The 23,363-nt window shown below is 46.7% G+C and carries 21 protein-coding genes; 10 read left to right on the forward strand and 11 right to left on the reverse strand.

Annotated elements, in window-relative coordinates; translation table 11 throughout:
- Window positions 1–25: 25 nt before the first annotated feature.
- From DES40_RS13195 to DES40_RS08285, 4 genes are all read right to left on the reverse strand, one after another.
- On the reverse strand, window positions 26–169 hold the full coding sequence (locus DES40_RS13195) for a hypothetical protein (RefSeq protein WP_170144936.1): 144 nt from the start codon (window positions 167–169) through the stop codon (window positions 26–28).
- A 673-nt stretch (window positions 170–842) separates the two neighbouring features.
- Window positions 843–2,807, reverse strand: coding sequence for an ATP-binding protein (locus tag DES40_RS08275; RefSeq protein WP_121100673.1), 1,965 nt, complete (start codon window positions 2,805–2,807; stop codon window positions 843–845).
- A 98-nt stretch (window positions 2,808–2,905) separates the two neighbouring features.
- Entirely contained in the window at window positions 2,906–4,027 is a 1,122-nt protein-coding gene (gene ispG / locus DES40_RS08280) for a flavodoxin-dependent (E)-4-hydroxy-3-methylbut-2-enyl-diphosphate synthase (RefSeq protein WP_121100675.1), read from the reverse strand.
- A 76-nt stretch (window positions 4,028–4,103) separates the two neighbouring features.
- Entirely contained in the window at window positions 4,104–4,805 is a 702-nt protein-coding gene (locus tag DES40_RS08285) for a helix-turn-helix domain-containing protein (protein WP_121100676.1), read from the reverse strand.
- Between the two features lie 331 nt (window positions 4,806–5,136).
- On the opposite strand from DES40_RS08285, the gene DES40_RS08290 reads away from it, so the two are divergent.
- Window positions 5,137–5,649 (forward strand): disulfide bond formation protein B, encoded by a 513-nt coding sequence (locus DES40_RS08290; RefSeq protein ID WP_121100678.1) that lies wholly within the window; start codon window positions 5,137–5,139, stop codon window positions 5,647–5,649.
- Window positions 5,642–6,181, forward strand: a complete 540-nt coding sequence (locus DES40_RS08295) for a demethoxyubiquinone hydroxylase family protein (RefSeq protein WP_121100680.1) — start codon at window positions 5,642–5,644, stop codon at window positions 6,179–6,181. Before DES40_RS08290 ends, DES40_RS08295 begins: the two co-directional genes overlap by 8 nt.
- A 46-nt stretch (window positions 6,182–6,227) precedes the next feature.
- On the opposite strand, the gene DES40_RS08300 is transcribed toward DES40_RS08295, so the two are convergent.
- Window positions 6,228–6,722: a DUF6980 family protein gene (locus DES40_RS08300; RefSeq protein ID WP_121100682.1), complete on the reverse strand. Its 495-nt coding sequence runs from the start codon at window positions 6,720–6,722 to the stop codon at window positions 6,228–6,230.
- A 142-nt stretch (window positions 6,723–6,864) separates the two neighbouring features.
- On the opposite strand from DES40_RS08300, the gene DES40_RS08305 reads away from it, so the two are divergent.
- Window positions 6,865–7,248, forward strand: a complete 384-nt coding sequence (locus DES40_RS08305; RefSeq protein ID WP_121100684.1) for a glycine zipper family protein — start codon at window positions 6,865–6,867, stop codon at window positions 7,246–7,248.
- Window positions 7,249–7,325: 77 nt separating this feature from the next.
- On the opposite strand, the gene DES40_RS08310 is transcribed toward DES40_RS08305, so the two are convergent.
- Window positions 7,326–7,469 carry an entericidin A/B family lipoprotein gene (locus tag DES40_RS08310; RefSeq protein WP_121100686.1) on the reverse strand — a complete coding sequence of 48 codons (144 nt, stop codon included), beginning with the start codon at window positions 7,467–7,469 and terminating at the stop codon, window positions 7,326–7,328.
- 66 nt (window positions 7,470–7,535) lie between these two features.
- Entirely contained in the window at window positions 7,536–8,672 is a 1,137-nt protein-coding gene (locus tag DES40_RS08315) for a histidine kinase dimerization/phosphoacceptor domain -containing protein (RefSeq protein WP_121100688.1), read from the reverse strand.
- A 251-nt stretch (window positions 8,673–8,923) separates the two neighbouring features.
- Between DES40_RS08315 and fghA the strand changes: the two genes are divergently transcribed.
- On the forward strand, window positions 8,924–9,757 hold the full coding sequence (fghA, locus tag DES40_RS08320) for an S-formylglutathione hydrolase (RefSeq protein ID WP_121100690.1): 834 nt from the start codon (window positions 8,924–8,926) through the stop codon (window positions 9,755–9,757).
- Between the two features lie 90 nt (window positions 9,758–9,847).
- Here the strand turns inward: fghA and DES40_RS08325 are convergent, their stop codons facing one another.
- Window positions 9,848–12,037, reverse strand: coding sequence for a prolyl oligopeptidase family serine peptidase (locus DES40_RS08325; protein WP_121100692.1), 2,190 nt, complete (start codon window positions 12,035–12,037; stop codon window positions 9,848–9,850).
- A 100-nt stretch (window positions 12,038–12,137) separates the two neighbouring features.
- Between DES40_RS08325 and dapF the strand changes: the two genes are divergently transcribed.
- The 4 genes from dapF (at window position 12,138) to DES40_RS08345 (ending at window position 18,816) form a co-directional block, all read left to right on the forward strand.
- Window positions 12,138–12,977, forward strand: a complete 840-nt coding sequence (gene dapF, locus DES40_RS08330) for a diaminopimelate epimerase (protein ID WP_121102882.1) — start codon at window positions 12,138–12,140, stop codon at window positions 12,975–12,977.
- 130 nt (window positions 12,978–13,107) lie between these two features.
- Window positions 13,108–13,317 (forward strand): hypothetical protein, encoded by a 210-nt coding sequence (locus tag DES40_RS08335; protein WP_121100694.1) that lies wholly within the window; start codon window positions 13,108–13,110, stop codon window positions 13,315–13,317.
- On the forward strand, window positions 13,296–15,380 hold the full coding sequence (locus DES40_RS08340) for a peptidase domain-containing ABC transporter (protein WP_233345540.1): 2,085 nt from the start codon (window positions 13,296–13,298) through the stop codon (window positions 15,378–15,380). The genes DES40_RS08335 and DES40_RS08340 overlap by 22 nt, the downstream gene beginning before the upstream one ends.
- A 403-nt stretch (window positions 15,381–15,783) precedes the next feature.
- Window positions 15,784–18,816 (forward strand): response regulator, encoded by a 3,033-nt coding sequence (locus tag DES40_RS08345; RefSeq protein WP_121100698.1) that lies wholly within the window; start codon window positions 15,784–15,786, stop codon window positions 18,814–18,816.
- Here DES40_RS08345 and DES40_RS08350 read toward each other — a convergent pair.
- Window positions 18,813–19,436, reverse strand: a complete 624-nt coding sequence (locus DES40_RS08350; RefSeq protein WP_121100700.1) for an exopolysaccharide biosynthesis protein — start codon at window positions 19,434–19,436, stop codon at window positions 18,813–18,815. The two genes, DES40_RS08345 and DES40_RS08350, sit on opposite strands and share 4 nt — an antisense overlap.
- Window positions 19,437–19,635: 199 nt before the next feature.
- Between DES40_RS08350 and DES40_RS08355 the strand changes: the two genes are divergently transcribed.
- Together DES40_RS08355 and ppa are read left to right on the forward strand one after the other, a co-directional pair.
- The gene (locus tag DES40_RS08355; RefSeq protein ID WP_121100702.1) at window positions 19,636–20,253 is read left to right on the forward strand and encodes a LysE family translocator; all 618 of its coding nucleotides are present in this window, start codon (window positions 19,636–19,638) and stop codon (window positions 20,251–20,253) included.
- Window positions 20,254–20,360: 107 nt separating this feature from the next.
- Entirely contained in the window at window positions 20,361–20,891 is a 531-nt protein-coding gene (gene ppa, locus DES40_RS08360; protein WP_121100704.1) for an inorganic diphosphatase, read from the forward strand.
- Window positions 20,892–20,996: 105 nt separating this feature from the next.
- On the opposite strand, the gene DES40_RS08365 is transcribed toward ppa, so the two are convergent.
- Window positions 20,997–21,779 carry a succinate dehydrogenase iron-sulfur subunit gene (locus DES40_RS08365; RefSeq protein WP_121100706.1) on the reverse strand — a complete coding sequence of 261 codons (783 nt, stop codon included), beginning with the start codon at window positions 21,777–21,779 and terminating at the stop codon, window positions 20,997–20,999.
- 118 nt (window positions 21,780–21,897) lie between these two features.
- Window positions 21,898–23,301, reverse strand: coding sequence for a cell envelope integrity protein CreD (gene creD, locus DES40_RS08370; protein WP_121100708.1), 1,404 nt, complete (start codon window positions 23,299–23,301; stop codon window positions 21,898–21,900).
- Window positions 23,302–23,363: the final 62 nt, after the last annotated feature.

The raw sequence follows: 23,363 nt of genomic DNA on the forward strand, positions 1-23,363 counted from the left end.
GAGGATGCCCTTTCTGTATCTTGTCCTATCCGAAACCTGTTGGTTTCGGCGCTTCATTCACCCGCCCATGCGCGCCTTGCCGCACGCCATCTGGGGCCGAGCCAATCAGGGAAATCCGATAAAGAGGACATGCCCGCGGGGCGGTTTCCTTACCGGAGACCGTATGCATAAGTGTTTCGTAAGGGCCATACCCCACGGCAGCGGTTTTTGATGAAGCGGCCGTGGTATCGACCCCACAGTACGTCACCTGCGAATTAGTTGTTTAGAAATCTAAACAACGACCTAGGCAACGGTGGTAATGCACACACTCCAAAAGACCCGGCACAGTCGCCCTGTCAAAAGCGATGCTCAATCCCGCTGTCTCATACTCCAGAAGGTGACGTCTTCCTGTCCACGAGCAAAAGAACAAGTTTGAATATAAGGGCAATAGGGTACGTGCGGACGCATTTTTTGATTTTAGAGGTAAGGTTTTGGGGGAATGCGGTTTTATATAAGGATAAGCGGGGATTAATGTATCTAGCGCTCCGCTCATCCCGCCGAAGGGCGGGATCCAGAAACCCCGCCCTTGCCCTTTTGGGTACGCAGAGCGGGGCGGGGTGAACGGGTTTAGGGGGAGGAGCATTGACCCACATTTCCACTTTCCCACTCTCACATCATTAACCCGTCATTCGAATGCATTTTATAAAATGCATGACTAGATCGAGGAATCCATGCGGTGCACTCTCCATGTTTGAGAATTAGCGTTGACCTGTGCGTTTGCCGTATAGTCCCATAACAAACAACGTAACAAACGCTACCTTCACCGTAAATAAACCATTTTTAAAATCCGACCTTGGCTATATTTAAAATACATCCCCATAGGTCAGTTTTTGATGTTTTTGGGATTCAACTGGAGAGTTAAGTAGCTCAAATAGCTCAGCCAAACAAATAACTTTTATTTGGGTGTTAGAAGAGTCTAATAAGTGAGTAAGGCCATGGTGCTGTCTATGTTGAATGTTGTCAAAATCAAGAAGTGAGGTCACCCCATAGTCACGCTTATATTCTTCACCCATTTCCCAAAAGACTGCTAAATCAATGTCTTTCTCATTTTTAACACCGCTCTCAAATTCCCGGATAAGTCCGTCTAAGCTAAATTTATATTCAACGACTTTCGGAGGAGCAATATACGGTTTAATCAATTGCTCGGTTAAAATCCCCAGAGGATTAGATATCTGATTAAAGACATGATTATCTAAGGGTTCTTCCGCGCAAAATTGGAATACACCATCGTATTGTGAAACTTGTGAGGTTGCTAACAGTCTAATGCCTCGAATAACTCCACCAGCGAGCAATTGATTAAATAACGCTATTGCATCCTGCTCAGAACGAGGAATCGCACCAATCGAAATCTTTTTCGTGGGAAGAAAGAAATTATCATTTTCAAGTTTCAGTGGATGCTCTTGAGCATGTCTTTCTTGGTCTTTCATCCAATCGTGGAATTTAATGTCTTTTTCAATATCAACTTGAGCTCCGCTATCAGATTTGAGTATTTTTCTCTGAGCACTCAACTTTCCGACTATCATCACAGAAATTTTTTCAGCTAAGCTCTTTAATTCAGGTTGAAAGCCTTTTCGCCCAAGGTCTGGGTCTGCGTCAGTAAAATGCACAATAACATGGGTCTGGTTTTGGTGACCTATGCTCTTAGTAAGAGGAATAGTTATAAGTTCCCCCTGAATCATGTTGTTGTTTGCAAGTTGCAGACCGCCTTTTATAATCCGAAGGCCCTTCCTTAGTTTTGCTTTCTTATCATTCAATTGATCCCAAACTTCTGTCGAATATGTGAAATAACCATATGCGACTACGTTGTATAGTTCAGCAAGCTCACGTTCCTCGTCATCCAAGTTCCGAATGGACTTTATTGATTCATTTGGGAAGAAGTCATAAATTCCGTTTGACCTTGTATATTTTTTAATTGCTAGATTAGGATCCTTACCGTTATCTATTGCCTTTTTTTGTAATTTTACAATAGCATTTAGCTCTTGACTGGCTGCTATTTCATTGTGTGGAAATTTATACTTTGCACTACAGTCTAGTTCCGAAGAAGTCTGTCCATTTATGTCCGTGACATGAACATCGAATTTAATTTCAGATTCGGATTGATCTAATAAATTTAAATACCCAAGCGGCGTCTTAGTTAGAAGTAAATATTTCCATTGATGCGGAGTAGTAGCGTTATACCAAAATAGCTTCTTCGGACGCGTATTATCACCTCCAAAAATTATCTTAAAGCTAGCTCCTTTATCAATACTAGAAAACCATTGACTTTTGGAACTAATGGGTATGGCTTTTGGACGTATTTGTTGCGCATTACGGTCATCCACCCAGAGTCTACCATTCTTGATTTGCCTTCCATCATGGAAGTTATCGTTCTTTGTTCGAATGGTTAAATCGTTGAACCCATAAGCAACATAAGTAACTCCGACACCTTTATTACCTCGAGTCCCACCTCCGTCTTTGAAAGATATACTGGGGGCTAAAAAAGACCTAAACTGTTCCTCCTCGAAACCAACCCCATTGTCGACCACCTCCAAAGAGTTATTTTTCAGGTCAATATGAACTAAAATTTTAGGCTTAAAATTGTTCCCTTCAATTGAAATGCGCTTTTCAATAGAATCCATTGCATTTTGAATTAGTTCTGCAAAGGAATCATACTTACCAACATAAGATTTTAATATATTTTTTATTTCGCGCTTTTTCGCAGCAATTAACATTTCTTGGTCTGAATTTGTAATCGTCTCTAATGGGTCCCATGCGAATCGCTCGTTCATTTTATTCTCGTTTCTGTCTTTGATGTGCTATTTATTAAATTATAGTCTAGTCAACACTCGTCTACTAAAAGTTTCGACCAGAACTACTCCGCCACTTCTCACGCCCCGCGCAACTCCGCCGCCCGCTCTTCCACTGACCTTACGATATCGTCTATCATATCCTCATTATCCGTCTTCCCCGTCTTCTTCCCTGCGTGATACATCATGCCGTATCCTGCGCTGCCGCCTGTAAAACCGATATCGGTGAACATGGCTTCGCCGGGGCCGTTGACGACGCAGCCTATGATGGACAGCGAAATGGGTTCTGAGATATGGGCGAGTCTGTCTTCGAGAGTTTTGACGGTTTCGATGACGTTAAACCCTTGCCGCGCGCAGGACGGGCAGGAAATAATATTGACCCCGCGTGTGCGCAGGCCGAGCGATTTTAGCATATCAAAGCCGACTTTGATTTCCTCCACCGGATCAGCGGACAGGCTGACCCGTATCGTGTCGCCTATCCCCGCCCAGAGCAGGTTCCCCATACCGATAGAGGATTTAACCGTACCAATGCGCGTGCCGCCCGCCTCTGTAATGCCTAAGTGCAAGGGCGCGTCTGTGGCCTCGGCCAATTGGTGATAGGCCGCGACGGTCAAAAATATATCGGACGCTTTGACCGAGATTTTATAATCGTGGAAATTTTCATCATCGAGCATACGCGCATGCATCAGCGCGCTCTCGACCATAGCGTCGGGGCATGGCTCGCCATATTTTTCCAGCAATTCCCGCTCTAGGCTGCCACCATTCACGCCGATACGGATAGAGCATCCATTGGCGCGCGCCGCGGCGACGACTTCGCGCACTCTGTCTTGGCCGCCAATATTGCCCGGATTAATGCGCAGGCAGGCCGCGCCGTTTTCCGCCGCCTCTATCCCGCGTTTATAATGGAAATGGATATCCGCCACGAGGGGGACTTGCACTTGGTCAACAATAGCGCGCAGGGCGGCGCTGCTGTCGGGGTCGGGCACAGAGACGCGGACGATATCGGCGCCTGCCTCTTGCAGGGCAAGGGTTTGGCCCACTGTGGCCTCTATGTCATGGGTCAGCGTATTCGTCATGGACTGCACGGCGATGGGGGCGTCGCCGCCAACCTCGACACTGCCGACGCGGATTTTACGCGATTTGCGCCGCTCTATTGTGCGCCAAGGGCGGATGGAATTTATGTCTTTGGGTGCTGCGCTCATGAAACGCTATGTGCCACGACAGGATGACAGAATAAAGACGAAAAGGCGGGTGAAAGTAAGGCGGGCTGATATGGGCCTAACGCGGGAAAGGCACATCTTTGAGCGCTTGGCCCATTTCGCCCAGCGCGCCGAGGTTTTCCTTGCCGATATAAATATCAACCGCGCCCGCATCACGGACACTAAAAGTCAAATCGGAACCGCGAATAGCGCTATAGGTTTCGCCCGTCACAAATATGCGGCTGATGATAGTTTTGCCCTTACCATCTGTGACTTGCACCCAGCTGGGCGCGGACGCTTTCAACGTCACCAAATTAGGGTCAATCGGAGCCTCTTTCATCTGTGTGTCGGTTTGGCTGTCCACGCTCAACAAAGCGGGATTGGCCGCTTGGCTCGCCATTGTTCCGCCATACCAAACGCTCAACATGACAGCAAAGCCCAACACGCCCAGTGCAGGGATAAAGCCGCGCGGCAATTTGATTTTATTCTTCGGTACAAAATGCGGGAGATGGCTCACGCATATATTCTCTGGCGCTGCAATCTCGGCCTTATATCGGGCCACAGCTTCATCGGCATTCAGCCCCAAAAACTTGGCATAGCTTCGCACATAGCCCAGCACATAACCAATAGACGGCAAGGCATCCGCATTCAGCGTTTCTATCGCTCTGATATAATCCACACGCAAATGGATGGCCTCAAAAACGTCTTGCGGCGTTAAGTCGAGGGCCATGCGCCTATCGCGCAGGACATGTCCAATATGTTCCGGTGATGCGTCCATCATTCTACTTTAGATAAATCTTCTCACGGCTTCGTTAACGCCTTGCGTAAAAATATGAAAGGTCTTTCATATAACAGGCGAGGCAAAATGCAGTTACACCCCCCATAAACGGCCTGTAACGGCAGGAAACTCAATAACTTAGTTAATAAAAGGTTCATAGGGGGAATGACAGAACGCCCGAAAGAGAGATGTCTTCAGAGACATCTTTTATGAAAAATACATCTATGATGCCGTAATCTTGTGCAGCCTCCCTTAGGCAGCGCTGTATGCGATGCTGAGAAAGCTTACCAATCTGTCGCATGACATTTCTCTTTGACCTGATTATAGACAAGATATGAAAAACTCTGCCCTTCTTCGCTCGCCTTATGCTGCGCCGCTCTTTGCTCTTTTACTCTCAGGCGGCTTGCTGATTGGGGCGTGGGTTTCGCAATATGGCTTTGGTTATCATCCTTGCACAATGTGTTACTGGCAACGCCATGTGCATAAGGCCGTGGTCGTGGTGGCATTGCTCGCGCTTTTAATGGTGCGGATGGGCCTGCCCATGCAAAAAACGCTCACCTATTTATTGGTGCTCTTGCTCTTGGGCAGTGCGGGTCTGGCTTTTTATCATTCAGGCGTCGAGTTTAAGTTATGGGCAGGGCCGCAAACGTGTTCTGGCGGCGGGGCAAATTTATCGCGATTTTCCACAGAGAACTTGCTTGACCAATTAGATCAAAAAATAAAACCGCCCTCTTGTGATGAAGCTGTCTGGATATTCCTTGGTCTTTCTATGGCGACATGGAACGGGATTGCCTCACTATTCGGGGCAGGCGTCACAGCCTTTCTAGGGAGCCGCAAACATGACTAAGGCCAAGACTAAAAACCCCCGCATTGCTGAAATGCTCCGTGTTGACCATGCCGGTGAATATGCCGCTGTAGCCATTTATAAAGGGCAAAAAGCCGTGTTTGGCGCGAACCCAAAAACACAGCACATGGCCGTTCAATTGCAAGACATGCAAGACGAAGAACAAAAACACTTGGATGCGTTTGATAAATTACTTGTCGAAAGAGAGGTGCGCCCCACCGCCATGACGCCAATTTGGAATGTCGCCGGCTATGGCCTCGGTGTTGTGACAGCGCTGATGGGCGAGAAAGCCGCCCACGCCTGTACCGAGGCTGTCGAAACTGTGATTGAACAACATTATGACGCGCAATCCAAAGAGATTGCTGAGGAAGAGCCAGAGCTGTCTGCAACCTTCCGAGAATTTCGCGAAGATGAACTTCACCACCGCGATATTGCCCTCGAAGGCGGCGCAAAAGAAGCGCCCGCTTACGGTCTTTTATCTGGCATTATTCGCGCAGGCTGCCTCGCCGCGATACGGATTACTGAAAAAGTCTAACCTTCGGGCTCTCAACACATTCAAGGGCTATCGAGGGAATGGGTATTTAACGCTTGAGGGTAATGCCGCACCAAGGGCAATTGGAAATCGGAACATAGGCCCGACCGCCATCGCGAATGGGTAATCCATATTCCCCTGCCCCAGTTTGCACGAGCATAGTGTCTGAACACTCCCAAGCTGTTTCATGTGCCTCGCAATCATGTTGCACGTGATAGGCGATATGAACACAGGGATAATTTCGCCAATCAATGCCTTTTGCCTCCAAGCCCTTTTGCTTCATGACATCATTACAGTCTTGGCAATTTTGGAAATGCACTCTACAGGCCTCCTCCAAAATTTCAGGGGTTTTGGAATATAAAGGCCACTCCGCAATATGATCGCGAAAAACATCACAGGAAATTTGGCAATTCGGGCAGTTATGCAAATGGTCTTGTGCCTGACCTAAAAGTGCTTCGCCAATGTAATCACCCTGACGTTCAGCCTTAATCGCCATTTGATAGTCTTTGCAATCAATGGCGGCATATTTAATTGCGTCGTCCATCCCATTACTTCCATTAGGCCGCTCAGTCTTTCTCGACCTAACGGTTATTTAATTCCAAAATCTGTATTGCCTTATTTCATATAGGGCGTGGAGTCATTAACACTCTAAAGAATAGAGAGGCCTATTCCCGTGAGGACCCCATATGAAACATTCATCCCTTGTCGCGCTCAGCGCGCTTTCCCTGTTGGGCTTATCAGCCTGCGCCACAGGCGGCGCCGCACATAACCCGATAATCGACGGCCCCAAAGATGCCGTCTATCACGAAGACCTCGCCGCATGCCGAAGCTATGCCGAGGAACGGCGTTATGATAATTCAGATGTGCGAACCCAAGCGCTTATCGGGGCCGGCATTGGCGGCGTTTTGGGATTACTGGATGCTCACCATGCTGATGAAGGTGACTTTTTCACCGGCGCCATAATTGGCGGGCTTATAGGGGGCGGATCCGAAGCCTTAGAGACTCGGGGCCAAAGACGTGACATTTTGCTGAATTGTTTGGCGGGTCGCGGCCATAATGTCTTAGGTTAAACCTGCAAATTAAACTAAACGGCTTTCAAGCCGCCCAAACAAATAAACCCGCCAAAGGGCGGGTTTTGATGCTTAAATCAATTTCTTGTCACTTCTTCGGCTTTATCGCCAGCGCTCTCAAGGTCTTGGCCAACGCCTTCAACAGTATTACAGGCCGTTAGGGAAAAAGCGCCGAGCGCCACCAAAGTCGCTAAAAAATTCTTTGCGTTTAAATGTTCCATTTTTATATCTCCATGAAAACAATACCCAATAAACGCCCTTTCAATTCTTAGGTTCCCATTTATTTTCTAAATATGAGGGATAATAGGCACGGTTAAATCCAAACCATACCCGCCTTCAACGGGGCCTTTCTCCATAATACCGCCGATTTGGGATGCTGACGCCTCCATGAGCTTTAGCCCTAATCCCTCTACAGAATTGCCGCCATCCTCTCTATCATCGCTGGTTCCGCCAATGCCATTATCACGGCAATTGACAATTAATTGCCCTTCACTATCCCGCTTAATTGAGAATGAGATTTCACCTTCCCGTCCCTCTGGAAAGGCGTGTTTGATTGAATTCGCAGAGAATTCACTGATAATAACACCAATGGCTGTCGCTTGATGCGAGGGCACCGTCATTTGAGTGCATTCCATATTGTGGGTGATTTGCTTTGGCGAAGATTGTTCCAGCAATCGATTCACCTTTTTTAAAAATGTATCTAACTTGACCGATTCAATTTCATCGGTTTGGTAGAGTTCTTCATGTAGCAGAGCGATTGATTCCACGCGCCTTTTAATGGCGCGAAAGGCCTCTCTTCCCATAGGGCTTAGATTTCTGTCCGTATCCGCTTTTGATGCATATAATCGGATAAGAGAAATGACAGATTGCAATGAGTTTTTGACGCGATGATCCATTTCATCATGTAAAATCTGTTGGTTATAAATATGCCGATTTAATTCGATTAAGGTGACAACTTGAGACGCCATAACCTTGAGCAGTTTTTGCTCAATCGGAGAGAATTCTCTGGGCTTGTAATCAAGAATACAAAGTGACCCTAGCGGATTATTTTTCTCATCAAATAAAGGCATGCCCGCATAAAATCGAAAAGGCTTCCCCTCCATATATTCATTCGTACATAAAGGATTGTCGCGCGTTCTCTCATCTTCCCATGTATCGGGGACGATGAATATTTCAGACTGTAATATGGCATGCGCACAAATTGATTGGTCTCTTGGTGTTTCGCAAATCTCTAAACCATGATTAGATTTGAACCACTGCCGGTTCTTATCGACCAAGCTGACGAGAACGACGGGCGCCTTACAAAATTCAGAAATATATTCTGTTATCGCATCAAAACGCGGGTCTGGTGGCGTGTCAAGAATATGCGACGCACGTAGCGCCTCTATCCGCACATCTTCCCAAGGAAGGAGATCTGCCTTCATAATATTCCCATTCGCCACTGCCTTGTATTATTAACATAACTTAAGCTAGACGATTAAAAAGATAAAGACTCAGGCTCACTTAAATATTTTGGGTAAAGTCACAGTGACCTTAACACAGAAAATAAAAGGATTTCGTTCGTTTAAACTGTTAGAGATTTATAGCGCGACCCATTAAACCCAGTGTATTCAAAGCCTGCATATGCCGCGCATTTGAGAGTTTTGAATAATTAACACGAATGAGACAAAAGAATATGACCTTAACCCATCTATCTGAATGGACATCTTTTGGCGGGACACTCTCTGTCTATGAGCATGAAAGTGTCATAACGCGCACGCCTATGACTTTTGCTGTTTACACCCCCAAAGGCGAAGGCCCTTTTCCTGTCTTATGGTACTTATCTGGCCTGACCTGCACATGGGCAAATGTCATGGAAAAGGCAGGGCTGCAAAGGATGGCAGCCGAGCTTGGCTTAATGATTATCGCCCCAGACACGTCTCCGCGCGGTGATGAAGTCCCTAATGATACGAGTTATGATTTGGGCCAAGGCGCTGGGTTTTACCTCTCCGCAACACAAGCCCCCTGGGCAGAGCATTACCATATGGACCGCTATATCACAGAAGAGCTAACCCAAATCATTGCGGATAATTTCCAATCGGATATGTCGCGCCAAGGGATTACAGGGCACAGCATGGGCGGCCACGGGGCGATTACGCTCCACCTTAAAAACCCGGAACAGTTTAAATCTTGTTCCGCTTTTTCGCCGATAACCTCACCCTCACGCGTCCCTTGGGGCCAAAAAGCTTTCACCGCTTATTTAGGGAAAGATGAAACAATATGGAAAGCTTATGACGCGAGCGCTCTGGTTAAGTCTGGGCACACATCTAGCGCGCATATTTTAATTGATACAGGTACGGCCGATAACTTCCGCGAGGAACAATTAAAACCTGAACTCTTTGTGCAGGCCTGTGAGGCATCTGAGCAAAAGCTCACATCACGTCTGCAAGACGGCTATGATCACAGCTATTATTTTGTCGCAAGTTTCATCGAAGACCATTTGCGCTGGCATGCCGAGGCTTTGGGTTAGCAGCTGAGTCAGCCCAAATAGCAGCGCTATATATACGCCTATAAAAAAAGGAGCCGAAGCTCCTTTTAAATCTTATACTATAGAATGGCTTTACTCGCCGTCTTTAAGCTTTTGCATCAAATATACATGTTGCAAGGCCAGACGTTTCGCCGTTTCTTTCAAATTCGCCGCCGCAGAATGACCGCCATCAATATTTTCGTAATAGAGGAAATCATGACCTTGGTCTTCCATCCGCTTTGCCGCTTTGCGGGCATGTGCAGGATGAACACGATCATCTTTGGTCGATGTAATAAAGAACACTTCGGGGTAGTCCCCTTCTGGCGCAATATTATGATATGGCGAAATAGAGCGTAGGAATTTGCCTTCGACAGCATCTTCTGGATTACCATACTCACCCATCCATGACGCACCAGCCAAGAGTGTGTGGAAACGCATCATATCAAGCAATGGCACGGCAACAATGGCTGCATTGAACAAGTCAGGGCGCTGTGTGTACATCACACCCGTCAGCAAACCGCCATTCGACCCACCTTCGACACCTAAATGCGCCGGTGAAGTTATGTCTTTGGCAATCAAATCTTCGGCAACTGAGATAAAGTCATCATAGATACGTTGACGATTAGTTTTCAAACCGGCTTGGTGCCATTTCGGACCATATTCTCCGCCGCCGCGAATATTTGCCAATACATAAACGCCGCCGCGTTCTAGCCAAAGCTTACCACGCGTGGCGCTATAGCTTGGATTCAAAGAGATTTCGAAGCCGCCATAACCATAGAGCAAAGTCGGGTTCGTGCCGTCCATTTTCGTCTCTTTATTACGGACAACAAAATAAGGGACTTTCGTTCCATCTGTTGACGTAGCAAAGAATTGCTCGGCCACCATATTCGACGCATCAAACCATGATGGCAGGGATTTAGCCTCAGCCTTTTCCATCGTGTTTGTATTAAATGTCCATAGCGTGTCGGGGGTCAGAAAGCTCTCAGTGCTGATGAAAGCCACATCTTCTTTGTCATTCGTCGCCCCAATATTGACAGAGCCATTCGCCGGGAAATCTAGCGTTTCACTCGTCCATTCTTTGCCGTCCCAATCAAAAGCATAAGCCGTTCCAGCAACATCGCGAGACACGCTCATGAGGACTTTTGATTTTGTAGCGCCGTAACCATTCAGCGAAGATTTCTCATCAGGGCTGAACACCAAATTTACATCTTTGATTTCGCCGTCGGCCATAAAGTCATCAATAGAGAAACTGACCAAGTCACCTGATTTAAATCCGCGCCAATCTTCGTTTAGAGACAAAAGCACTTGGCCTTTAAATTCGCTGCCTAAGTTTGACTTCTGTGGAATAGGGAATTTCACAGGCGAGCCAATTTTGCCATCTTTAACGGGGACCCAGAATGTCTCTGAATCATAAAAGGTGACAGAACGCGATACAACAATTTCGCGGCGGCCATCAGAGAGCTCAAAAACGCCGGGCCAATAACCCACATCAGTTTTCTCTCCGCGGCCCAATTCTATGGCCTCTGATAGAGGTGTCCCGCGTTTCCATAATTTTGCAATCATGGGGTAGCCTGAATCTGTCATCGTGCCTTCACCGAAATCGACACCGATAACCAAGCTATCTTCATCAAGCCACGACGTCGTGCCTTTGCTTTCTTCGGTCACAAATCCGCCCTCTACGAATTCGCCCGTATCGGCATTAAATTCGCGGCGAATAACGGCGTCTTTACCGCCATCAGAAAGGCTTACCATACATTTTGTATAATCAGGCCCCAAGCAATCATTGCCTTTATAGACCCAGTTTTTATCTTCAGCCTTGGCGAGCGCATCAAAATCTAACACCGTTGCCCAAACCGTATTATCGCCGAGATAGCTGTCCAAAGTTGATTTGCGCCAGATGCCGCGCACATGATCAGCATCTTGCCAGAAATTATGCACCTCTCCGCCGCGATAAGACACATAAGGAATCTTATCTTTTGAGTTTAATATTTCGAGAGCTTCTGCCTGCATGGGCTCAAAACGCGGATCGGCCATTAAGCGGTCAAGGGTTGATTGATTCCAAGCTTTCACTTCGGCAAGCGCTTTTTCGCCTAAGACTTCTTCCAGATAAAGATGGTCTGCATCTGTCTGACCTGGCGTTTCGTAATTTATCATTGTGTAGGCTTTATCTTTCATCTTATTGGCCGCGTTTTCGGCTGTTTCATCCAAGCTGTTACCGCTGCAAGCTGTAAGCAGGAATGCTGCCCCTGCGAGCAGGCTAGTTTTTAGTTTTGACAATTGCATTGTCATCTCCCTTTTCTATTCATTGGCCTCTTTTGGCATTTTTACAGCCTTGAGCAAAGCGGAGTTTGCGCCTCGCTGTCAGGCACCCTATATGCAAGGCATGAAATTCTTAATCATGAATGGCGCAGGTAATAGATTTGCTGTTTTCGATGCCCGAGAACAAAGCGATTTCACCCTGTCTGATGCACAAACGGCGGCTATTTGTGCGCCTGGCAGTGATATTATGGGGCCAAAGGGCGCCGATCAGCTTATTATCATGCGCGCGCCAAAATCAGGTGACGCCGATATATTCATGGAAATTCGCAATCAAAAAGGCTTTGAAGTTGATGCCTGCGGCAATGCGACCCGCTGTATAGCTTGGCTTTTTATGCGCGATGCTGAAACGGACAATTGTGTTGTCCAAACCAATGATGCGCTTTTGCAGTGTAAACTGGTCGATACGTACCAAGTCGCCGTTGATATGGGCCCTCCAAAACTTGAATGGGATCAAATTCCACTCGAAGAACCCATGCATACCCATCATATTGATGTAAAAGTCGGCCCTATTGATGAGCCCGTCTTGCATAATCCCGGCGCGGTTAGCATGGGCAATCCGCATTGTGTTTTCTTTGTCGAGGACTTTACGACTGCGAAACCAGAAAAAGTCGGTCCCATGATAGAGTTTCACCCTCTCTTTCCCCAGCAAGCGAATGTTGGCTTTGCCAAAGTCGAGAGCAAAGAAAAGATTCGTTTAAAAGTCTGGGAACGCGGCGTGGGCATGACTCTCGCTTGCGGTACGGGAGCCTGCGCCGCAGTTGTCGCCGCGCACAGACAAAAACGTACAGGCCGTAAAGTAGAGGTCGTCGTTGATGGTGGCACATTATATATTGATTGGCAGGAAAATGATAATCACGTCATTATGACGGGCCCAGTTGCTTTGGAAAAAGAAGGCGTGATTTAAATAAATTTCCCTCACAAACGACTTGTTACGGCCTAACTCTTTATCGCCGCCATTCTGAGATCATTTTCATAAGGATGATTGAGGCGAAATCTTACTTTCATATTTGGGCGAATAACATTACGCCCAATTTATGTCTGATTTGTTTCGCAAAGAAGCCCTCGAAAATCGTTCCCGCTCTTTATATGGAGAGGTCGTACTCCGTAGCGCATTAAGTACATGGGTTCTGACAGGCCTTATTTTGCTTATCGCTCTCCTCGCTCTATTCATCTTGTTCGGCCTCCAAGTAGAGACTGAAGCTGGCTCTATGAGCGTGATTAAATGGTTACTCACTCTCGGATGACTTTATTTTCTAACCATAAGCTTCCCGTCATTCTTCAAACCGAAATGACAGAATGTGGATTGGCCTGTATGGCCATGATTGGCCGTTATTATGGTCATGATATTGATTTAAATGTCATGCGGCGTCGGCATTTAATTTCCATGACAGGGAGTTCGCTGGGTAGTTTGATGAAAATTGCCGGTACGTTAGATCTCGCCCCTCGGCCTTTGCGCGTCGAATTAGATCAGCTTGAAAAAGTACAAACGCCAGCCATTTTGCATTGGGATTTAAATCATTATGTCGTGTTGAAATCGGTTAAAGGTGACAAAGTCACTCTTATCGATCCCGGTATCGGTTTGCGTGTCATGTCATTATCCAAAGTGTCAAAGCACTTTACGGGTGTAGCCATGGAGTTAACGCCTACAGCAGAGTTCTCAGCGCAAGATGATAGGCTGCGCCCGCATCTCTCACTGTTATGGTCGCGCCTTGTCGGTTTAAAACGCGCGATTTTTCAAACTCTCAGCCTCTCAATAGTCCTGCAATTAATCATTATTGCCAGCCCATTCTATCTACAATTAGTTGTTGATGGCGCCCTAGCAAATAAGGATGTCGGCCTGTTACTGGGACTGGCTCTGGGCTTTGGCGGGCTTGCAATTTTACGGGCCGTCAGTGAAGCCGTTCGAGGCTGGGCCATTTTAATCTATGGCAATCAGATGAGCCTGCAAATGGTCGGAAACGTCTTCCGGCATTTAATACGATTGCCCACACGTTATTTTGAAAAACGTCATGTCGGCGACATCATCAGCCGCATGAGCAGCACCAAACCCATTCAAGAAGCTCTCACACAATCCGTTGTCTCTGTATTAATTGATGGCGTTATGGCGGCGTTAATGTTGGTGGTCATGTTTCTTTATGCCCCCATATTAGGCATGATTGTCCTCGCGAGTGCGGCCTTGCTTATCATAGCAACTTTACTGATTTATCCGCATTTGCGCCGCACACAAGAAGAAGCCATTTTTGCCAAAGCCGTAGAAAACACGCATGTCATTGAATCTATTCGGGCCAATACCACAGTTAAGCTCTTTGGCCGAGAGTCTGAGCGCGAGGCCGCTTGGCGCAATCTTTACACAGACTTCATCAATGCGAGCGTTGATTATGGCCGCTATCTAATTTTACAAAAATTTGCCGAAACGCTCATTAATGGTCTTCAGATCGTTATTGTTGTTTGGGCGGCGGCGACGTTAATGATGGCAGAGGGTAGCCTTTTCACACTTGGTATGTTGGTGGCCTTTCTGGCCTATCGCCAATATTTCACGGATAGTCTCTCTCAGCTTTTGCAAAAAGGGATAGAGTTTCGTTTGCTTTCGCTTCATCTGGATCGCCTGTCCGATATTATATTTGAAACCGCGGAAACCCAAAAAAGCGTCTCTGCTGAACCGCATAAAATTCAAGGTGATATTCGCCTCAGCGATGTTAGCTTTCGCTATGCCGAATCTGATCCTTGGGTCTTAGAAAACACCTCTTTGCATATTCCTGCGGGCGCTATGGTGACCTTAACCGGGGAAAGCGGAGGCGGAAAAACAACCTTAATGAAACTCATGCTAGGCCTTTACGCGCCTAATAGCGGACGCCTTGAAATTGACGGTAAAGCCTTGGAGGATATTGGCCTTAATCACTGGCGGTCACAGATAGGGGTCGTCATGCAGGATGATCGCCTCTTATCAGGTACTATCGCCGATAATATTAGTTTTTTCGACCCGGAAATGGATATGAGGCGTGTTCAAATGGCGGCCGCTTCGGCGCAAATCCACAAAACTATCGCCAAATTACCGATGAACTATCTCTCGGTTGTGGGCGATATGGGCTCTATTTTATCAGGCGGACAAAAACAAAGGCTCCTCTTGGCCAGAGCTTTATACCAAAATCCAAAGGTACTTTTCTTGGATGAAGGCACAGCTAATTTGGATGTAGAGACGGAAAAAACCATTGTTGAGGTGATTAAAGATCTGAACATTACGCGCGTTATCGTCGCGCATCGCCCCGCATTTATAGAGGCTTCAGATTCTGTCATCACGATTAATTAATTCGCCTATAAGTTTAATTTATAAGCCTTAATTCCCCAAAAAATATAGTTAATGCGCGTATAGTGTTTGAAATTTCAACCAAAACAATGCGTTAACCATAGTTTGTGCCCAATTGGGACGATTTATTCTTGATTTAAATTATGGTTTCTGGTGTCTTAATGGTGAGTATCAATAGGGGTACTTATAATAGTTGAGAAAGATAGTATTATGCGTGAGCTAACTCTCGAAGAAATCGAAGTCGTAACTGGCGGACAGCCAATCATCGTTGGTGACTTTTAATCGAATTTAAAAACTTTAAATAGAACCCGCCTCTAGGCGGGTTTTTTCATGATTAATATTTATTTCAGCCACTATATTTTAATCTTTTTTATTTATTAATGGGCCTCATATTATAGAGGCACATATGGCATTTTGCCAAAACGCATTCATAGGTTTAGTTGCAACGATCTTTTTGACAGCTACTACAGCGTCATTAAGTCATGCCCAAACCTTACCTTCAGATACTGTGGAAAGTGAAACAATTCCTACAGTGGCTGATATTGCTCGCCTTATTGAAGACCAATCACTCGTACTTACTAACTCAGCCTCGACTGCAGAACAGCCAAACACTGTATCCGAAGCCGTTTCACAGATTGTAAATATTCTACCCCTTGGCGACCGGGCAAAGTTCTCAAGCGCACTTGAAAACCTTGAGCAATTAGCCATCAAAAATGAAAATCCATATGACGAAGGAATTCTAAAGTTATTCACGCATTACTCTGAGTATTTTAATTTCAACAGAGTCACAGATAACTACGAAACCATTGTTCATTACCTTGAAGAGATACCTGAGACGGAACACTGGTTAGTGCGGTTTCATGCCATGCGCTTATTATCTGTCACTCACACGCATAATAGAAACAATGCTCTGGCATTACAAATTGCTGAATCTGCATTAAATTTAATACCAAATGAAATATCATCCGAAGCCATTGATACGCGAATAAGCGCTACAGGCCTAATTGCTTACTTGCAAAACTTACAGCTCAATAAAGAAATTGCTTTAGTAAATACACGGCGCCTCATTGAACTCAAACTAGCCGCCAATCAACCTGTTGATGGTATCGAGCTACTGAATAATTTGATGTATTCCCATAATGCATGGCGTGACAATGAAGTCCGCCTTTATCTCGTGCAAACTCTTGTGCGCCTAGAAGACAAATATGGCTCGACCAGCCCAGGTCTTTCCTATTTGCATGCTTCGGGCATTTATATTGATATCGGCCAATATCAAAAAGCGAAAACCGCGGCGGAAAAAGCACTTTCCCAAGTTAAGCACGAAACACTGAAAACCGCGGCGCTTATGAATTTGGCTTCGGCTCATGCTGGATTAGGAGAGACCGCCCAAGCAAGGTCGCTTCTAAAATCAATACCCGAAAGCGCTAACTCCAGCGCTAAGGGCCTTTATACACAGGCCCTCATTGCCTTAAAAGAAGGGCGAGCTGATGACGCTCTTACCTTGATGAATAAGCGTTATGATGATCGGGTTAAGCGCTTTTTGATGGATGGCAGCAACAACACGATTGAGCTCCTCGCCAGCCTTGAAAACTCAAGCGAGCGCCAAGCCGAACGTGAATCCGCATTAAAACGCGAAGCGGCGCTTATTCAGACACGGCTCGATCAACAACAAAAAATCTCGCGCCTTCTTATGGCGCTATCCGCCTTAGCTTTGTCGATGGGCGTTATTGCGATACTTTTCGCCCGTCACCGCGACAAACTTTCAAAAATGCTAAAGATAAAAACGGAAGAAGCCGAAAGCGCTGACCGCATGAAAACCGAATTCCTAGGATTAGTCAGCCATGAACTGCGGACGCCTTTGAACGGGATTATCGGATTAGCTGATATTATGGCGTCTCATTCATCCGACGAGCAGACGCGCGGGCGGGCCGAAATTATTTTGGATTCTGGCAATATTCTCTTTAATCTTATCGAGAGCATCATCGATATGTCCCGTTTGGATGGCGGTAAGATGGAGCTTGTCGCGCAAGAGATGTCGGTCGGCAGCATCGCTCGTGAACTCGCGATAAAGTGGAACAAAGAGGCTGTCGCCAAAGGGTTAACCTTTACATATCACATCCCCAAAACCGTTGATACGCACGTTGAATTGGATCCAGTTCGCGTGTCACAATGTATCGATACGCTGTTATCCAATGCAGTACGGTTTACCGAACAAGGCCGTGTGCATTTACACCTAGACGCGGCCACAGATCCACAGACGGGCCAAGTTAAATTCTCCGTCATTGTCGCCGACACAGGGCAAGGGATTAGCGAAGATGTTCAAAGCAAGCTCTTCACACCTTTCCTACAAGCCGATGCCTCTATGACACGCAAACATGGTGGTTCTGGACTTCGTCTTGCCATCGCGCGCGCTATGGCCCGCATGATGGACGGCGATGTCACCGTGATAAGCCGCGAAGGCCGCGGTTCTGAATTTACGCTCACGTTCTCTGGCCCTCAGGCCGTACCGTTTGAACAACAAGGCTTTGAGGTAGCGCCATTTGCCCCCACAAAAATAAACCGAGGAGAAAGACGGAAAAAAATAAGAGAGGATGCGAGCGCTGACCGCCGCACCATTCGCCGCCCACAGACACGTTTGAACCCTGATATCGGCGCTGAAGAATATGTGTATAGCGCTTTGGATGCGACCTCGCAGTCAAACCCCTCAAAAACTGACCTTGCGCTAGAAGAGCCTCTCTCAAAGATAGACCTCGTCACAGATGAGGACAGTGTCTTCGAACTGACGGACCAAGATGAAATCATAATAGATGATTTTGATGCGTTAAATGCGTTTGCATCCAAGGCGCCAGCCCCCACCGCTCCGCCTGCCTCGTCGCCAACCGAAAACACAGACTCCACAAAGGCCATTCAACCCGCGCCGCTGCGTAAACAACAGCCCTTACCGCCCGCCCTTGCTGATATTCCAGAAATGAAGACGGTTATAGCATCGCTTAAAAACAGCCGCATTCTCATCGTCGATGACGTTGCGTCCAATCAGGACGTCATTGAATTAATGCTAAATGCCGCTCATATTAATTGCTACGCGGTAGATAATGGGCCGGACGCCCTCAAATTATTAGAAGACTATGATTTTGATGTCGTTATTATGGACATCAGAATGCCCGGCATGAACGGCGTAGAAACGATACGTCGAATTCGTCAAAGCGGCCAGTCATGGGCCAACACCCCTGTTTTGGCGCTCACAGCCGATGCCGCAGCTGAAAACAATATTGCTTGTATCGAAGCCGGCGCAAATGTCTTTTTGACTAAACCTGTTATCACCAAAGACCTGCTTATCGCTCTTGAATATTTAAAAGGTGAAGCAGCAAAAGATCAAAATCACAGCGCATCATCACAGCCGCGCATGACGATTGACTTAATGGATAAAGAAGCGAGCTAGAGCACTAAATTCATTATCATTACGGGGACAGAGAAACTCAGCAGCAACCCCAAAGCGATGAATACACCATCCCGGCCTGTTATGCCTAAGCCAAGCAAACCAATGATAAAGGCGGGCACGACAACCCCAAAAGGAACAACGCCCAGAGGCGCCATCGTGATAGCCAATAAGATTGATACAATCGCAACAATCAACAGCATAGGCCCACGGGCAAGCCATTCCGCCCGAGGCTTGACGACATTATCAATACGATCAAGCCACGGCCCCGCAAATTTATCGGCGCGGTCTAGTGCTTTGGGCGTGATTTTCACTTTGGCTAATATTTCAGGCATCCAAGGATGAGGCCGCCTAAAGAGAAGTTGTAGGGCGAATAAAATCACGATCAAACCAAAGGCTATCGGGACACCCGGCAACATGCCCAGAGGGGTCAGTAAAAACAGCGAACAGAGTAAGAGAATAGGCCCAAAGGCACGATTGCCAAAGGCTTCTATGACTGTCTTCAAATCCACAGTCTGCCCTCTCGCGGTTTCTCTGACCTGAGAGAATATACCTTTAAGGGGGGCGTCTGTCTGCGCCTTATCGGCCCCATCATAGGCCTTGTTATCTTGGTTAGTTTCCACGCCATACCGCTATCACAGACCGTTTGTATTTCCCAAACAATTGCGATGAAATATCACTTTTTCTCACCAAGCCATTGCGGTTGAGGTTCGGCGACGACAATCAATTCTATCTGAGATTTGCATTGCTTGAATCTCTGGAACAAGGCATTCACCACTGGGGTTATAGAGCTCTGTAATTGGCTAGAAAGCGGATAACTTTATGTCGGTTGATGTTTGGCTTGCCCTTGTGGCCTTATTTTTTGTCGGCGGCCTGACCCCTGGCCCAGCTGTCATGCTTGTCTTGGCCTCTTCTTTTCGATATGGGTTCAAACCTGCCCTTTTGCCTGCGATGGGAGTGGCCTCAGCGAATGTCATCTGGCTGTTATTAGCGGCCTCTGGAACGGCTGTGCTGTTTGAACTCTACCCGACTGCAATGTTTGCGCTCAAAATATTGGGCTTAGTTGTCCTGCTTTGGATGGGGCTATCGACCATGTTTGGGCCTCTCCCTAGTTTGGATGTTAATGCAGACGACGCGCCTCGCCGCTCTCGCCTATATGCCAAAGGGGTCTTACTGCAAATCACCTCCCCTATGCCCGTCGTATATTTTGGTATGCTTCTCCCACAATTTTTTGACGCTGATCTCGCCCTTGCACCGCAATTTTTTACGATGCTTGTCACCATTACTCTGTTGGAAATGTTTGGTCTTTCTGTTTATGCGGCGGGGGCCCAATGGATAAAGCGCCTTTTACGCGGACCAAAGGCGGCACGCATATTTAACGTCCTGATTGGCATCATCATGATAACCTCTGGGGCTTGGGCGGTATTTGCGACAACGTGACCACTCTATTTTCTCTGTCCTCTATTGCATCATGAGTAAAGCGCGCTAGAACTCGCAAGAACAAGGGCTTTGGCCCATTATGTAAACCCCGAAATTGGGAAAAACGCATGAAAATGAATAAAATCAAGGCTGGGGAAAACCCGCCTTCTGATATTAACGTAATTATAGAAGTCCCTCTGGGCGGCGAGCCAATCAAATATGAGATGGATAAAAAGTCCGGCGCCATGTTTGTAGACCGCTTTTTATACACCTCAATGCGTTATCCTTGTAACTATGGGTTTATTCCCCATACGCTTTCTGATGATGGCGATCCAACAGACGTCTTAGTCGTTGGCCAACGGGCGCTTATGCCTGGGTGCGTTGTTCGCGCTCGCCCTGTCGGTGTTTTAATGATGGAAGATGAAGCTGGAATTGATGAGAAAATCGTCGCTGTTCCGCATTATAAATTGACGCAATATTACGACAATATCCAATCTTACAAAGACTTGCCGCAAGTCCTACAAGATCGCATTCCGCATTTCTTTGGACATTATAAAGACTTGGAAAAAGACAAATGGGTCAAAATTTTGGGTTGGGAAGATAAAGCCAAAGCAGAAGAGCTTATCCTCCAAGGTATTAAATCAGCCCAAAAGACATAATACCCCTGAATATATTTCACAAAAAAGGCCCCTTGATTTTACATCAAGGGGCCTTTTTTATGGCCTAAGATTTAAGTCTTAGGCGACGTATTAAATCAGCAAAAACTAGGCGCGTTCCACCATCATCTTTTTGACATCTGCAATTGCCTTAGCGGGGTTTAGTCCTTTTGGACAAACATTGGCGCAGTTCATAATTGTGTGGCAACGATAGAGCTTGAAAGGGTCTTCGAGCTTATCAAGACGTTCGTCTTTTGCATCATCGCGTGAATCAACGAGCCAACGATAGGCCTGAAGCAAGGCCGCTGGCCCAAGATAGCGGTCGCCATTCCACCAATATGACGGACATGATGTTGAACAAGACGCACAAAGAATACACTCGTAATATCCATCAAGCTTCTCTCGATCCGCTGGCGTCTGCTTAATTTCTTCGGTGGGAAGAGGCGTCGACGTATGGAGCCAAGGTTCAATAGAGGCGTATTGTGTGTAGAAATTAGATAAATCTGGAACAAGGTCACGGACAACAGGCAAATGCGGAAGCGGTGAAATAGTAATTGTGTCATTACCGCCAACTTCATCAATACCTTTGGTACAAGCCAAAGTATTTCGCCCGCCAATATTCATGGCGCAAGAGCCGCAAACGCCTTCACGGCAAGACCGACGGAACGCTAGTGTGGGGTCAATTTCATTTTTAATTTTGAACAAGGCATCCAAAATCATGGGGCCGCATTCATCCAAATCAATTTCATAATGATCCCAATAAGGGTTACCACCATCGGTAGGATCGTAACGGTAAATTTTAAACGTCTTTACGCGCGTGCCACCAGATTTGGCTGGCCACGTTTTGCCCTTACGGACTTTGGAGTTCTTGGGTAGGGTGAGCTGAACCATTATTGACCTTATACCTTCGTAATTCGGCTACACTATACAGTGGCTCGCTTTAAAAACGAAGGGGAAACCGCTTATGCTTCCCCTTCATTTTCGTATTTTTTTACGTTTTTCTAGGGCTTTAGCGCAATTCGGACTTATCCCCATACCAGTTGAGATTGCGTGTCAAATACATCGTGCCTGCAATAGCCACAAAACTTGTTAAGGCACCAATCATCAGCGCAAAATCTTGCATACGCATCAAGACAAAGAGCAAGCCATACACTAAGGCAAAGACGATAGCTGTTCGTAAAATATACTTACGGCTTCCAAATACGGCGCCTGCATAGCCTGCTGTTGCCATGACTGTAGCCGCCGAGGATAACATGAACGCGGCCGTAAATCCGATATGCTCTGAAAAAGCGAGTAAGAGGAGATAGAAAATCGCTTGCGCCAAACCAATCAACAAATATTGAGCGGGGTGCACTGGCGCGCCGATTATGACTTCCAAAAGGAAATAGGCCAAAAAGACCAGGCCAATAAAGAGTACAGAATATTTCAAGGCCCGATTGACCGTTTGATATGGATTGCTCGTCGCGACAAAGTTGACGCCCATTAGTCCATTAGCTTTCATCAAAGACGATAGAACGTCTGTGTCACCCTGCCCGCGAATACCACGTCGCAAATACGGGATATTCCACTCCGCCTGAAACCCTGTATCTGATATTTCGCGGTTATCAGGTGGAAGGTCACCGATAAAACCAGGATCAGGCCAATCTGAAGAGAGTTTAACCTGGGTGGAACGGGCATAAGGGCGAATGCTAAACGTCTTAGCCCCGCCAAGCTCGAGAGACACCTCGACAGATAAAGGTTCTCCAGATTGAATTAAGTCCTGCGCGGGCACGGAAAGAAAGGTTTGATTCCCATTCACACGATTTAACCCATAAAGTGAGGCATCTTTTGCATAGACAACATCGCCCAGTGGAAGATGAGCCGTGTCAGCAGGCTCGAACCGCCGTAAGCCGGCCTGACCCGTAACGCGCAGCTCTATGTCTTTTTTTAATCCTCTGACGTCAGATAGCGCGATTAAGAGACGTGATCTTTCCCATAATAATTCTAAATTTCCATCTGGCTCTATTTCAGCGGGGTTATCAAAATGCGCCGTCATCACACCCTTTGCCGTAAAGATTGGCACTCGGAATAATGATAGTTTGCGGGTCTGGGTTTCTATATTATCGAATGAGGCCAACCCCTGATCGGCGAAGATAATATATTCCCCGCTACGGCTTATCCTGCCCTCACTATCTTTGGACACATAGGGCACAGCCAATATAGGGCCCGTCACTGTTTGCGGACCGCCATAGCGATTAGAGACTGTGCGCGTCACCTCCTCGGCGCGGTGTGATCGGTCATAACTGATAAAGGAAATAAACATGGCCGGAATGGCCATTAATAGAACAAGGAAACATATAAGAATCAGCTTCAGGCCTCGGGAGCGTTTAAAAGCTCCATTAGGTATAGGTGGCGGCGTGGTCATCTGGGTCATAGCATTGGCTTTCGTCAGTCATCTGAACAGTCAGATAGAGTAAGATTAGACGAAAGGAGTGC

The organism is Litorimonas taeanensis (assembly GCF_003634015.1).
Lineage (GTDB): Bacteria > Pseudomonadota > Alphaproteobacteria > Caulobacterales > Maricaulaceae > Litorimonas > Litorimonas taeanensis.

Excerpts from the sequence above, each read along its gene's own strand:
- DES40_RS08340 (WP_233345540.1), top strand. The coding sequence starts at position 13,296 with ATGGTTACTCACTCTCGGATGACTTTATTTTCTAACCATAAGCTTCCC.
- DES40_RS08290 (WP_121100678.1), top strand. The coding sequence starts at position 5,137 with ATGAAAAACTCTGCCCTTCTTCGCTCGCCTTATGCTGCGCCGCTCTTT.
- DES40_RS08345 (WP_121100698.1), top strand. The coding sequence starts at position 15,784 with ATGGCATTTTGCCAAAACGCATTCATAGGTTTAGTTGCAACGATCTTT.
- ppa (WP_121100704.1), top strand. The coding sequence starts at position 20,361 with ATGAAAATGAATAAAATCAAGGCTGGGGAAAACCCGCCTTCTGATATT.
- DES40_RS08285 (WP_121100676.1), bottom strand. The coding sequence starts at position 4,805 with ATGATGGACGCATCACCGGAACATATTGGACATGTCCTGCGCGATAGG.
- DES40_RS08295 (WP_121100680.1), top strand. The coding sequence starts at position 5,642 with ATGACTAAGGCCAAGACTAAAAACCCCCGCATTGCTGAAATGCTCCGT.
- creD (WP_121100708.1), bottom strand. The coding sequence starts at position 23,301 with ATGACCCAGATGACCACGCCGCCACCTATACCTAATGGAGCTTTTAAA.
- fghA (WP_121100690.1), top strand. The coding sequence starts at position 8,924 with ATGACCTTAACCCATCTATCTGAATGGACATCTTTTGGCGGGACACTC.
- dapF (WP_121102882.1), top strand. The coding sequence starts at position 12,138 with ATGAAATTCTTAATCATGAATGGCGCAGGTAATAGATTTGCTGTTTTC.
- DES40_RS08355 (WP_121100702.1), top strand. The coding sequence starts at position 19,636 with ATGTCGGTTGATGTTTGGCTTGCCCTTGTGGCCTTATTTTTTGTCGGC.
- DES40_RS08275 (WP_121100673.1), bottom strand. The coding sequence starts at position 2,807 with ATGAACGAGCGATTCGCATGGGACCCATTAGAGACGATTACAAATTCA.
- DES40_RS08315 (WP_121100688.1), bottom strand. The coding sequence starts at position 8,672 with ATGAAGGCAGATCTCCTTCCTTGGGAAGATGTGCGGATAGAGGCGCTA.
- DES40_RS08365 (WP_121100706.1), bottom strand. The coding sequence starts at position 21,779 with ATGGTTCAGCTCACCCTACCCAAGAACTCCAAAGTCCGTAAGGGCAAA.
- DES40_RS13195 (WP_170144936.1), bottom strand. The coding sequence starts at position 169 with ATGCATACGGTCTCCGGTAAGGAAACCGCCCCGCGGGCATGTCCTCTT.
- ispG (WP_121100675.1), bottom strand. The coding sequence starts at position 4,027 with ATGAGCGCAGCACCCAAAGACATAAATTCCATCCGCCCTTGGCGCACA.
- DES40_RS08305 (WP_121100684.1), top strand. The coding sequence starts at position 6,865 with ATGAAACATTCATCCCTTGTCGCGCTCAGCGCGCTTTCCCTGTTGGGC.
- DES40_RS08300 (WP_121100682.1), bottom strand. The coding sequence starts at position 6,722 with ATGGACGACGCAATTAAATATGCCGCCATTGATTGCAAAGACTATCAA.
- DES40_RS08310 (WP_121100686.1), bottom strand. The coding sequence starts at position 7,469 with ATGGAACATTTAAACGCAAAGAATTTTTTAGCGACTTTGGTGGCGCTC.
- DES40_RS08325 (WP_121100692.1), bottom strand. The coding sequence starts at position 12,037 with ATGCAATTGTCAAAACTAAAAACTAGCCTGCTCGCAGGGGCAGCATTC.
- DES40_RS08335 (WP_121100694.1), top strand. The coding sequence starts at position 13,108 with ATGTCTGATTTGTTTCGCAAAGAAGCCCTCGAAAATCGTTCCCGCTCT.